The organism is Staphylococcus caprae, from assembly GCF_002902725.1.
Classification (GTDB): Bacteria; Bacillota; Bacilli; order Staphylococcales; family Staphylococcaceae; genus Staphylococcus; species Staphylococcus caprae.
This window is the reverse complement of record NZ_PPRT01000038.1, coordinates 1-12405: the sequence shown is the minus strand read 5'-3', so window position 1 is coordinate 12405 and position 12405 is coordinate 1. Positions and strand designations below refer to the sequence as shown.

12 protein-coding genes are annotated in these 12405 nt (G+C 33.4%); 1 reads left to right on the top strand and 11 read right to left on the bottom strand.

Annotation, left to right across the window (positions count from 1 at the left end):
• Positions 1 to 22 precede the first annotated feature (22 nt).
• The 8 genes from thiW to CD155_RS08015 all read right to left on the bottom strand — a co-directional run bounded on the left by thiW (position 23) and on the right by CD155_RS08015 (position 7369).
• Positions 23 to 517, bottom strand: a complete 495-nt coding sequence (gene thiW / locus CD155_RS08050; RefSeq protein ID WP_002442623.1) for an energy coupling factor transporter S component ThiW — start codon at positions 515 to 517, stop codon at positions 23 to 25.
• Positions 518 to 540: 23 nt separating this feature from the next.
• Complete coding sequence (locus CD155_RS08045) at positions 541 to 906, bottom strand: YlbF/YmcA family competence regulator (protein WP_103213017.1); 366 nt, start codon at positions 904 to 906, stop codon at positions 541 to 543.
• 1 nt (position 907) lies between these two features.
• Positions 908 to 2452: a tRNA (N6-isopentenyl adenosine(37)-C2)-methylthiotransferase MiaB gene (gene miaB / locus CD155_RS08040; RefSeq protein WP_002442620.1), complete on the bottom strand. Its 1545-nt coding sequence runs from the start codon at positions 2450 to 2452 to the stop codon at positions 908 to 910.
• Positions 2453 to 2653: 201 nt separating this feature from the next.
• A complete protein-coding gene (locus CD155_RS08035; protein WP_002442618.1) occupies positions 2654 to 2950 on the bottom strand; it encodes a thiamine-binding protein in 297 nt (98 codons plus the stop codon).
• 83 nt (positions 2951 to 3033) lie between these two features.
• Positions 3034 to 3654, bottom strand: coding sequence for a poly-gamma-glutamate hydrolase family protein (locus tag CD155_RS08030; protein ID WP_103213016.1), 621 nt, complete (start codon positions 3652 to 3654; stop codon positions 3034 to 3036).
• A gap of 158 nt (positions 3655 to 3812) precedes the next feature.
• Positions 3813 to 4679: a 2-oxoacid:ferredoxin oxidoreductase subunit beta gene (locus CD155_RS08025; RefSeq protein WP_002442615.1), complete on the bottom strand. Its 867-nt coding sequence runs from the start codon at positions 4677 to 4679 to the stop codon at positions 3813 to 3815.
• Positions 4680 to 6440 carry a 2-oxoacid:acceptor oxidoreductase subunit alpha gene (locus CD155_RS08020; RefSeq protein WP_070831569.1) on the bottom strand — a complete coding sequence of 587 codons (1761 nt, stop codon included), beginning with the start codon at positions 6438 to 6440 and terminating at the stop codon, positions 4680 to 4682.
• Positions 6441 to 6574: 134 nt separating this feature from the next.
• Positions 6575 to 7369, bottom strand: a complete 795-nt coding sequence (locus tag CD155_RS08015) for a TIGR00282 family metallophosphoesterase (protein WP_044466279.1) — start codon at positions 7367 to 7369, stop codon at positions 6575 to 6577.
• Positions 7370 to 7531: 162 nt separating this feature from the next.
• On the opposite strand from CD155_RS08015, the gene CD155_RS08010 reads away from it, so the two are divergent.
• Positions 7532 to 7747, top strand: a complete 216-nt coding sequence (locus CD155_RS08010; protein ID WP_002442610.1) for a hypothetical protein — start codon at positions 7532 to 7534, stop codon at positions 7745 to 7747.
• Between the two features lie 309 nt (positions 7748 to 8056).
• Here the strand turns inward: CD155_RS08010 and rny are convergent, their stop codons facing one another.
• The 3 genes from rny to CD155_RS07995 form a co-directional block, all read right to left on the bottom strand.
• Complete coding sequence (rny, locus tag CD155_RS08005; protein ID WP_002442608.1) at positions 8057 to 9616, bottom strand: ribonuclease Y; 1560 nt, start codon at positions 9614 to 9616, stop codon at positions 8057 to 8059.
• A 241-nt stretch (positions 9617 to 9857) separates the two neighbouring features.
• A complete protein-coding gene (recA, locus tag CD155_RS08000) occupies positions 9858 to 10910 on the bottom strand; it encodes a recombinase RecA (RefSeq protein WP_037541417.1) in 1053 nt (350 codons plus the stop codon).
• A gap of 164 nt (positions 10911 to 11074) precedes the next feature.
• Positions 11075 to 12226 (bottom strand): CinA family nicotinamide mononucleotide deamidase-related protein, encoded by a 1152-nt coding sequence (locus tag CD155_RS07995; RefSeq protein WP_103213015.1) that lies wholly within the window; start codon positions 12224 to 12226, stop codon positions 11075 to 11077.
• Positions 12227 to 12405: the final 179 nt, after the last annotated feature.

The following is a 12405-nucleotide window of genomic DNA, read 5'->3' as shown; positions in this document are numbered from 1 at the left end:
ATAAAGCGTACCTGTAAATAAATCATTTCTTATTAAATTTATCCAATAGACCACGTCTTTTCAAAACAATAAGTAATATATAACTTATTAAAGAACCTATAACACTTGAAACTATAAATGCTATCATTAATGGTCTAACTAAAAAGTTATCAAAATTCATAAACCATGCTAAAGGAATACACATTAAACTTCCTATTACTCCGGTTCCCAATACTTCTCCCACAGCTGCCATAAAGATATGTTTTCTATACATATAAAATAAACTAGAAAGGAATACCCCAATCATGCTTCCCGGGAATGCAAACACACTACCTGTGCCAAAACTCACTCTGAAAATTGAGGAAATAAATGCTTGAGCTAAGCCATACCATGGTCCAACAAAGACTGCACATAATACATTAATAAAATGTTGAACGGGTGCTGCTTTAATCGGTCCTAATGGTATTACGATAAGACTACTAAGTACTATATTAATAGCTATCAAAATTGCGGTTATAGTCAATTTCCTTACTTTCATAGCATTTACTCCTCATTTAGAATTTACTCTTTATGTTCTCGTTCATTATGTTCATTAAGTCGGTCTTCCATTGTTTTAATCATCATCTGCAGCAAATCATTGGCATCATATTGTGCTGACCTGAATTCTTCAACTATTGGCAATTGATTAATTTCATTTTCGATATGATGAATTTGATTCTCTGATTGCTGAAATGCGTTATCTTTACCATAATTTTGAAAATTAACGGATTGTTTTTGTTGCTTTTTAAGATTTTTCATCTTATTTTCAATTGTTTTATTATTATGGATTTGCTTTTCAATAGTTTGGTAATCTTTAACAATCTCCAAATTATTAATTCGATTTGCAAGGGTATAAGCATGTTTTAAGATATCCTCTTTTGAATACATACTATTGAACCACCATCTCACTTTGATGTTCTCCAACAAAAGTTCCATTTAATGAGTACTGTTTGGCTTCATCAATTTTCACATCAACAAGTTTTCCAATCATTTCTTTTGGAGCTTTAAAGTTTACTAGTTTATTCTTAGCAGTGTATCCAGCTAATACAGTATCATCTTTTTTACTTGAACCTTCACATAGTACTGTGACAATTTCACCTTCATATTGGCTCATTGCTTTTTGAGAGTACTCTCCAACTTTTTTATTTAATCTTTGTAGACGTTCCTTTTTAACTTCAGTTGGAACGTTATCTTTCATTTTTGCAGCTGGTGTACCGTCTCTTTGTGAATACAGATAAGTATATGCATGTTCAAATTCAACTTCATCATATAGTGATAATGTTTCTTCAAATTGTTCTTCTGTTTCATTTGGATAACCTACGATGATATCTGTGGTTAGAGCAATATCAGGAATAGCATTTTTTATTCTACTTACTAAGTCAAGATAACTTTCTCTAGTATATTTGCGTCCCATAATTTTTAAAACAGCGTTATTACCAGATTGAACTGGCAAGTGAATATGTGGAACGATATTACCACCATTAGCAATGACTTCAATCATGCGATCTGTAAAGTCCCAAGGATGGCTTGTAGTAAAACGTACTCTAGGAATATCAATTTTAGAGATGTCCTCTAATAAGTCACCCAAACCATAATCTAATCCTTCAATATCTTTACCATAAGAGTTAACGTTTTGTCCTAGTAAAGTGATTTCTTGATAACCTTCCCTAGCTAATTCTCTCACTTCATTAATAATATCTTCAGGACGACGACTACGTTCCTTACCTCTTGTAAATGGAACAATACAATATGTACAGAATTTATCGCAACCATACATGATATTCACCCAAGCTTTGATGCTACCTTCACGTACTTTAGGTAAGTTTTCAATTACATCACCCTCTTTAGACCACACTTCAACTACCATAGCTTTTGATAGATAAGCTTCTTCTAAAATTTCAGGCAAATGATGAATATTATGTGTACCAAAAATCATATCTACATTTTGATAAGATTTCAAAATCTTATTCACTACGGATTCTTCTTGAGACATACAACCACAAACGCCAATTAGGCACTCAGGGCGTTCTTTTTTAAGATGTTTTAAATTCCCAATCTCACTAAACACTTTGTTTTCTGCATTTTCACGAATCGCACAAGTATTAATTAATATAACGTCAGCTTGATTAATATCTGAAGTCGCACTATAACCTAAAGCTTTCAATATCCCCGCCATGACTTCGGTATCATGTGCATTCATTTGGCAACCATACGTTTTAATTAAAAATGTTCGTCCGTTACCCATACCTTTATATTTTTCATCAATGTGGAAATCTCTGTTATATTGTACTTCTTGTTTCCCACGTTTCTTTGCTTCTTTCAAACTTGGCGGTTGATACACTTGTTCAAAGTATTTGCTATAGTCTTTTTCAGCTTTGCGATCACGTTCAGCTAAAATATTTATCGTACCAGCTTTTCTTTGTTCTTCATTCACTTTGAAAAATCCTTTCTATATGCCCATAATCATTATTTCATTATATTAAATTTAAGATTAAAGTGCAAAAAGACGCTGACATATGCTTTTGAAAAATTTTTATAAAAAAAGAGCGCGAAATCAAACTTAAAAAAGATTAATTCCATGCTCTCGCCACAAATTTATTATATTTATTCATTTTCATCTACTAATTGAAAAACTTTATTCCTGATCATATTTACCTGTTAATGTTTCTATCTCAATACCTTCAGGCACATGATAGAATTTAACTTGGCTAATAATACTTGGACATTCTAATTCAACCATTCTTTCATTAAGTTTTTGAATTAAGATTAAACATTCGCTCATATCACCTTGAACTGTCGTTTCTAATGGTCCAACTCTATAATGCAAACCTGATTCATCAATAATTTTTATTGCTTCATCAACATATGGAATCACATCTTGGTTGTTAGGCGTTCGCGGAACAATTTGTACGCTCATCAATGTATCATTCATTATACAAACACTCCTCTTCGTTAAAATATTAATACAATCCTATTTTAACATGTTGAAAGTAAGTATCATTTTTTATTAACTTTTCACTTTACCTGCTGAATTGCTTTAGAAGTTGCGTCAGCAAAATCATACATTAAATCTCCCCAATTATCACGATTTTCTCTACTTTTACGCGAACTTTTATGATTAACGAATAATGATTTTCTTAGTTCAGAAGTTAATTCTAATTGTACACCTGCATCATTTTTAGTTTGGTTTGTGATATTTCTATCTTGAGTCCCAGCCATTGTATGTGGCGCCCCTTCGACTTTAATACCTATATCTTGTAAAGTTTCACTTAAAATATCAATAAGTTGATAATCATCGCCACCTATATATACTACGCTCTCTTCACCCTTACATCCATGAACTGTTATTGCTCTTTCACTTTTTTTCACTAAATCTAAAGCTTGTTGGTTGTCATAATGAATGGAAGTGACATGTAATTCATTATTCCCTTTACTACGGATACCTTTGAATGAAAAGTAATTATACCCACCTTTCTCAGCAATAACTTGAGCCAATTCAGTTGTACCAGGTTCAATTCCACCCCCATGAATAGCTAATATCGAAACATCACTGTCTTTATCTTCAATTTCAATCTCCCAATCTTCATTTTCAATTGTCTTTTTTTCCAATTTTTTCATTGATTTAAATTTGTCCATAGTAACCTCCCTACAACAACTTTTACGTTATCCATTCCCCTAATTTTCAGTTTGAAAAGTGATTTACATAATCTAAACGCTTTTAATTGATTTTTTAAAATCTCAAAATTGGTGTAAAAAAACTGAGCGCACAAAAAAGCACTCAGTTAATTTAAAATTTATACGAATTGCGCAGTTAAATCATTAAATGTCTCTTCTGATATATGAATATCCTTTTTAGCGAGAGCTTCATCCTCTAATTCGTCAATTTGTGATTCATAAGATGGTGTTTCAGTATCTTGGTATACAATACCTTTAACTAATGATTCATGTTCTAAAACAGTTTTCATAGCTAATTGCTTATCTGATGTATCATAGTTCTCAATGTCATCAATATTAGTTAAATGTTCTTTGAACCAATCATATGTGTTTACTTTGTTATACGTTACACATGGTGAAAAGACATTTACAAATGAAAATCCATCATGGTTAATAGCATCTTCAATCAATTTCGTTAATGCTTTAATATCACTTGAGAAACCTTGTGCTACAAAAGTTGCTCCAGAGGATAACGCTAATTCTAGTGGTGCAACGTTTTTCTCAATATTTCCTTTAGGTGTAGTTTTAGTTACAAATCCTACTGCTGATGATGGTGATGTTTGTCCTTTAGTTAAACCATAAATTTGGTTATCCATAACGATGTAAGTCATATTCATGTTACGTCTTAATGCATGAATCGTATGTCCCATACCGATGGCATATCCGTCGCCATCTCCGCCTGAAGCAATTACTGTTAAATCTTTATTAGCCATTTTAACGCCTTGGGCAAGAGGGAGTGCACGTCCATGAATCGCATGAACGCCATATGATTTAATATAACCTGATAACCTACCAGAACAACCTATACCAGTTATAATTGCAACCTCTTCTGGTTCTAGGCCTACATTGGCTGCAGCTTTTTGAATCGCAGCTTGTACTGAGAAATCACCACATCCTGGGCACCAATTTGGCTTAACATTGTTTCTAAAATCTTTAAATGTAGCCAATTAAACCAACTCCTTAATTTCCTTAACTATTTCTAAACCTTTTGCTTCAATTTCATGAGGTAAGAACGGTGTACCGTCATATTTAGTTTGATTAACTAATTTATCTTGTAATTGGGTATTCATTTTCAAAATATTAGATAATTGTCCTTGGTAGTTATGCTCGGCTACAACTACTTTAGAGGCTTTATCAATAGATTGTTGAATCGTATCTTTAGGGAAAGGATGTAATTGTCTAATTTGTAAAGTATTCACTTTAATGCCTTGTTCTTCAAGACGTTCGGAACCTTCCATAATCGCTCCTTTACTAGAAATAAATCCAATATAAAGAATGTCGGCATGTTCATGTCTTTCATTTGATTCAACAGGTTTTTCGATAACTAGATTTTCAGTTTTACGCATACGTTTTTCCATTTGAGCTTGGCGATTAGAAGCCGCTTCACTAGGCTTACCTTCTTCATTGTGTTCAACCCCAGTTATATGGTGGATACCGCCTTTAACTCCTGGAATTGGACGAGGAGAAATACCACTACCAGTTAATGCGTATCTTCTGAAGTAACTCTTATCATCTTCCTCACGTTCAATATCAGACTGAAGTAATTCACCACGTTTAATTTCAATCTTATTGTAATCAAGCGCTTTAACAGTTTGTTTACCTAAAGAAAGTTGTAAGTCACTGAGAATAATAACGGGACATTGATATTCTTCAGCTAAATTAAACGCCTCTACAGTAAGATAAAATGCATCTTCAGCATCTGTAGGCGCAACAACTATTTTAGGAATATCACCATGTGTACCATAAATCATTTGCATTAAGTCAGATTGTTCTTGTTTAGTTGGTAGACCAGTTGAAGGACCTCCACGTTGTGTATTAACAATAACGAATGGTGTTTCAGTCATACCAGATAACCCTATTGATTCCATCATTAGTGATAATCCCGGACCAGAACTAGCAGTAAATCCTCTCACACCAGCATAATTGGAACCAATAGCCATTGTTGCAGCTGCAATTTCATCCTCTGTTTGTATGACAGTACCACCTACTTTAGGTAAATTAGCAATCATATACTCCATAATTTCAGACGCAGGTGTAATTGGATAAGCAGCCATAAATTTAGAGCCTGCTGAAATAGCACCTAAACCAATAGCATCATTTCCTACCATGTATAAATGAGGATTTTCATTATTTTCCTCTAGTTCAAAATCACCTTCAATAGCATTTAATTGCGCTTGCATTAAACGATATCCTTCATTTAATGCTTGGATATTCATTTCAACTACTTTTTCTCCTTTTTTAGAGAACATATTAGTAATTAATTCTTCAAAAGTTGAAGTATCTAAGTTCATCAATGCTGAAGTAGCACCTATAGCGACCATATTTTTCATGAGAGCTGTACCAAGTTCTTTTGCAGTACTCGTAAATGGTAAATCAATAAGTTGTGCTTTGCAGTCTTCCGGCTTTTCAGGTTTAGCTTTAGAATCAGCAATGATAATACTATCGTTTCTCATTTCATGATGATTGAGCTCAATCGTTTCTTGGTCAAATGCAACTAAAATATCTAAATCATCACTTATTGCATGAACAGGCGAAGTTGAAACTCTTATTTTATTATTCGTATGGCCACCTTTAATACGGCTTGAAAAGTGTCTATAACCGTATAAAAAGTATCCCTTTCTATTCATTGCGGTGGCAAAGATTTCACCAGTGGATTCGATCCCTTCACCTTGTTGTCCGCCCACTTTCCATGATATTTGTGATTTCATATCACATGCCTCCTGTGGTTATAATTCATAATTAATTTTAACAAAAGAAACCACCGTTTTACTATGTAAACAGTGGTACAAAATTAAATTCATACTAATGGACGATAACCTATAAACGTTGTAATCATAGGCTTTTATCCTTGGAAAGGATGATCGTCATTAATTAATATTCTTTCAATTTGAGTTGTCTTTCCTTCTTTATCTATATCAATAATTACTCCAGACAATACGCTACGGCCTTCATCTGGAACGACATGTCTTTGTGGTAAGCTCGTGATAAATCGATGAATGACTTCGTCTCGATTAATTCCTAATATACCATCATAGTACCCTGTCATACCTACATCAGTAATGTAACCTGTTCCCTTAGGTAAAACACGGTTATCAGAAGTTTGTATATGTGTATGCGTACCCACGACTGCACTAACTCTTCCATCTAAATACCATCCCATAGCATTTTTCTCGGAAGTCGTTTCGGCATGAAAGTCTACGAAGATATAAGGTGTCACTTGTCTTGCTTCTTCGATAAGTTGATCAGCTTTCTTAAATGGATCATCAATATCTTGCATAAATGTACGCCCTTGTAAATTAATAATTGCTAATTTAATTTCATTGATTTGAATAAAACGCATGCCAACTCCTGGTGCTTCTTCCGGAAAATTAGCAGGCCTTACCATGCGATTCGCATTATCAATAAATTCGTAAATCTCTCTTTGACCATATGTATGATTACCCATCGTCATGAAATCTACGCCTTCTCTTAACAATTGCTTATATATTTTCTCAGTGAGTCCTTTTCCATGTGCTGCATTTTCGGCATTTACAATGGATACTGTCGGGTGATAGCTTTGTTTGATTTTAGGTAGATATGTGGAAATCGCATTTCTGCCGATTTTACCAACGATATCCCCGATAAACAATATTCTCATAAATCGTTCATCCTCTCATAAAAATAGTTTAATAGATACCGTTCTATAATTAAAGTATTCAGTACAAATTAATTATTCTGAATATTAAAAGACTTTTCTTTTTCGAATTTATTAATTATGTTAGTATGAAGTTAATAAAATTCTAGGAGTTGTATATAACACATGTCTATTAATATTGATCCTGAAAAATTTGCAGAATTAGTAGTAAGTTCTAATCCAGCTAAATCAGATGAGCCTGAAGATATCGCTAAAGAAAGTTTAACTTTATATATTAACGCTTACCGTTTAGCTGAGAGATACTCTAACATAGCTACTAATTGTTATGACACAGCTGAAATCATTAGAGAAATTAATGATGCAGATTTACAATTAAAATAATTTCAAATTGATATATCAACTATAAACATTGTAATTTAAAATCAACCTGTCAGTAATGTCTTTTTCGACTTTATTGGCAGGTTTTTTATGTATTTTTTAATTTTAATTTTTTTAAGACTCATACATACCCTTAAGTATTTGTCTGAAATTGAAATTAAAATTAAATGTCACTCACTTCATTATACTTGAATCTGCGCTTCAAGCATAAGAGCCACTAACCGATGAATCGGTAAGCTTTTGGTAATACTTGAATCTGCGCTTCAAGCATAAGAGCCACTAACCGATGAATCGGTAAGTGGCTCTAATAAATTATTTTGCATATTCTACTGCTCTAGTCTCGCGAACAACTGTCACTTTGATGTGACCAGGATATTGTAATTCTTCTTCGATTTGATTTTTGATATCTCTAGCCAATCTATATGATTTTAAATCATCAATTTCTTCAGGTGAGACAACGACTCTTATTTCTCTACCTGCTTGAATTGCAAATGCTTTCTCAACTCCATCATAACTTTCAGATAACGCTTCTAGTCTTTCTAATCTTCTAATATAGTTTTCAAGTGTTTCTTTACGTGCACCTGGTCGAGCTGCTGATAAAGCATCAGCCGCCGCAACTAATATAGAAATTATAGAAGTCGGTTCTACATCGCCATGATGTGAGTGTATCGCATTAATTACTGTTTCATTTTCACCGTATTTCTTAGCTAATTCAACACCTATTTCTACGTGACTTCCCTCTACTTCGTGGTCAATTGCTTTACCAACATCATGAAGTAAACCAGCACGTTTGGCTAAAGTGATATCTTCATCTAACTCAGCTGCTAACATGCCAGAGAGATGCGCCACTTCAATAGAATGTTTAAGAACATTTTGACCGTAACTAGTACGGTAATTTAATCTACCAAGTATTTTAACTAAATCCGGATGCATATTATGAACATTTATTTCGAATGTAGCTTGTTCACCAGCATCTCTAATGATATCGTCAACTTCTTTTCTAGCTTTTTCGACCATATCTTCAATACGTCCAGGATGGATACGACCATCTGAAACTAAATTCACTAACGCTGTTCTAGCTATTTCACGTCGAATTGGATCAAAGCCTGATAAAATAACCGCTTCTGGTGTATCATCAATAATTAAATCTATACCAGTAAGCGTTTCTAATGTACGAATATTTCGACCTTCTCTACCAATAATTCGACCTTTCATCTCATCATTAGGTAAATTAACAACTGAAACGGTTGACTCAGTTGTATGATCGGCTGCTAATCTTTGTACTGTAGTGGCAAGTAATTCTTTTGCTGTTTTATCTACTTTTTCTTTCGCTTCTTTTTCTTTTTCTTTAACAAGTATTGCAATATCTTGTGACAGTTCTTCTTCAACTCTGTGAAGTTGTTCGTTTACAGCTTCTTCTTGAGTGAGACCGGAGATGCGTTCTAATTCTTGTTCATGCTTCATTATTAATGTTTGAACACTACTCTCTTTTGCATCTACTTGTTGTTGTCTTTCTTCAAGTTTTGATTCTTTCTGTTCTAAAATCTCATCTTTTTTATCTAATAGATCAGATTTTCGATCCAAGTTCTCTTCTTTTTGAAGAAGTCGGGTTTCTTGTCTTTGAAGTTCACCACGTCTTTCACGCAGTTCACTTTCTGCTTGTTCTCTTAAAATTTGGTTTTCTTCTTTTGCCTCTAGTAATTTTTCTTTCTTAATATTGTCAGCTTCTTTGTTAGCATGATTGACAATATCTTCGGCAGTTTGTCTCGATTGAACTTGTTTTTGGTGTAATAAATTTCGGGCAACGACATACCCTACAACAACGCCTAGAATAATCCCCAGCAAAATGAGTAGGAGGCTTAATAAATTCACATAAACACCTCCTTTATCTAGGGTTTGCTCTGTATATCAAAATCAATATGATTATATGAAATTATATAAGAATCATACACACTAATTGTACGTTTTTCGACAGAGAAGTGTCAAGATATGAAATTGCACTATACCTCATTTGAAAGCTTCATAGTTAATATTAGAATTAACCAATTTTTAATAAAAAAATGGACAGCCATTTAGCCATCCATTTCAACGTTTTCTATGTTATGTGAATAGATTACTCTTCATCAAATAAAGTTTTAGGCGTATCTTCTTCAGATTCAGTTTCTTCAACATCTCCATCAAAGATACCTAATTTTTCACGTAGTTTGCGATCAATTTCTTCTTTAATTTGAGGATTTTCTTTTAAGTAGTTTTTAACATTTTCCTTACCTTGGCCCATTCTTTCCCCATTATATGAGTACCATGCACCAGATTTATCTACAATGTCGTTTTCGACACCTAAGTCAATTAATTCTCCTTCTTTAGAGATACCTTGACCATACATGATATCAACTTCTGCCACTCTGAAAGGTGGTGCAACTTTATTTTTAACAACTTTAATTTTTGTTCTGTTACCTACAATATCTTGACCTTGTTTTAATTGTTCTGCTCTTCTTACTTCTAAACGTACAGAACTATAGAATTTTAATGCACGACCGCCTGGTGTTGTTTCAGGGTTACCGAACATAACACCAACTTTCTCACGAATTTGGTTAATAAAGATTGCAGTTGTATTAGATTTAGAAATTGCACCTGATAATTTTCTTAACGCTTGAGACATTAATCTTGCTTGTAAGCCGACATGCGTATCTCCCATTTCACCTTCAATTTCAGCTTTCGGTGTTAAGGCAGCTACAGAATCGACAACTACAATATCAACGGCACCGCTTCGAACAAAAGCTTCAGCAATTTCTAGACCTTGTTCACCGTGATCAGGTTGAGATAAATAAAGATTATCAATATCTACACCTAATGCTTGAGCATAAACAGGGTCAAGCGCATGTTCAGCATCAATGAAAGCTGCTACGCCTCCATTTTTTTGTACTTCTGCAATTGCATGTAATGCTACAGTTGTTTTACCTGAACTTTCAGGTCCATATATTTCAATAATTCTTCCTTTAGGATAACCACCTACTCCTAGTGCGTTATCCACTGTGACAGAACCACTTGATGTGCTTGAGACTCTGCGACCTTTATTATCGCCTAATTTCATTACTGCACCTTTACCAAATGATTTCTCCATATTTTTTATTACTGTATCTAAAGCTTTTTGACGTTCGTTATCCAAAGCGAGACCTCCTAATTCAGAAAGTAATCTGTTTAATATCTTACCCTTACTATACAAGCTATCAAATCAAAACACAAGCATTTTGCGAATATTTGTTCGTGTAATTTGTGATTTTACCAGAACAGAAACGAACAAACGTACTTATATTTTGCACTAAAAATGAATTATTCTTGTTGTTCGAACCATTTTAATAATCTTATCATCGCATAATTTTGACTTCTGTTTCTTAATAAATTTCGACTTTGAGCCATTTTGAAGGTATCTATATTCAAGTTTTCACCATCATATATCGCTAAATATACCTCTCCGTCTTTATTTAATAACACAATACCCAATTCTGTTTGATATAAATCTCTTACATATTGAGCTGCACTTAAAAGCTGAGCATGTATGTTTTCATCATTTTCTACAAAAACAGAACTATGCGGTAAAATGCCTTTAAGTAAATTGTCTGTATCTACATTTTTCAGCCTTGTATATAGCGCACCATTGGTTACACCATCGTATATTGCGAATGTACGTTTCACCTTAGACATAACCGATTCTTCAATCGTAATATCATCCGATCCAAAGTAATATTCTCCTATTCGATTAAGGATTTCCTTCTTAATAGGTTGGATGAGTTTCTCACATTCTGTTTGCGTATCTGCGTTAGCTGTTAATCTAATGTATACTTCGTGTGTCCCTGCTAAAGGTGCGATAGTTGGGTTTGACTGATTGTCTATAAGATCCATCAATATTGTTTCAACTTTAGATTCACCAATACCCGCAAATCTTAATAATTCTGAAAAGATAACCCTGTCATCATCTAATAAGTAAGGCAATAGCTCATTTTTAGCCATGGGTTTCATTTCTTTAGGTGGACCAGGTAATAGCACAACTTTTTTATCTTCTTTTTCTACTAACATACCTGGTGCCATACCTGTTTTATTAGGTAATACTTTAGAACCTTCAATGACTAAAGCTTGTTGTTTATTATTTGGAGTCATCTCCTGACCTTGTTCTCTAAAATAACTTTCAATGTAACTTAAAGATGATTCATCAGTAACTAATTCTCTGCCCAATACTTTCGCTACAGTATGTTTTGTTAAATCATCTTTTGTAGGACCTAATCCTCCAGTTAAAACTAGTGTATCAAAACGCTCTAGACCTTGTTTGATAATATATTCTAATCTTTTAGGATTATCACCAATAACTGTATGCTCAACAACACTTTTACCAATACTATTGAAAAGTTTAGAAAGATATTGACCATTTGTATTAGCAATTTGGCCTAAAAGTAATTCAGATCCTACAGCAATTATTGAAATTTTCATTGAACTTTTACCCCTTTATCTATCGATTTCCACAATAAATTCATTATATATTTTTTAGAGTTATAAATCTAAAATAAGCGTTTAAAAAGTGCACGTGCAATTCAGATATCTACTTCCAATATATTAAAAAGGCTGAGATAACTAACGATATCCCAACCTCAAATCTAAATATATTAAAT